This is a genomic window from Rothia sp. HMSC062H08, from assembly GCF_001810775.1.
In the GTDB taxonomy this organism is placed as follows: Bacteria; Actinomycetota; Actinomycetes; order Actinomycetales; family Micrococcaceae; genus Rothia.
This window is the reverse complement of sequence record NZ_KV802667.1, coordinates 99,906-100,362: the sequence shown is the minus strand read 5'-3', so window position 1 is coordinate 100,362 and position 457 is coordinate 99,906.

The window sequence follows — 457 nt, the reverse complement described above, 5'->3', positions numbered from 1 at the left end:
GGGGCGCCGCAGAGGGGGCACTCCCCCCGCAAGCATTGTCCGCAAGCCGTCTTACGAAACCTACCCGAGCGAATATCCTTCGCGACCTAATGTAGACATAGAAAAGGCTCTCCGGTATCTCGAGAGCCTTTTCTGTATGTGTTAGAACTAGCGAAACTGAACCTAGACGGCATAGCGGGCATGCGTAATGGCGGAGGCCCCATCCTCAAAGCGCCTAGCCCATTCACTTATTGGGGCGCCGCAGAGGGGGCACTCCCCCCGCGAGCATCGTCCGCAAGCCGGCTGTGCAAAACTTACGCGAGCATCGACCGCGTGCCGCATATACAAACTGTTTATATACGCAGAAAAGGCTCTCCGGTATCTCGGAGAGCCTTTTCTGTATGTGCTAGAACTAGCAAAACTAAGCCTTTACGGAGTAGCCGGTCACGCGGAGCGGGGGCTCCGTCCTCAAGGCGCC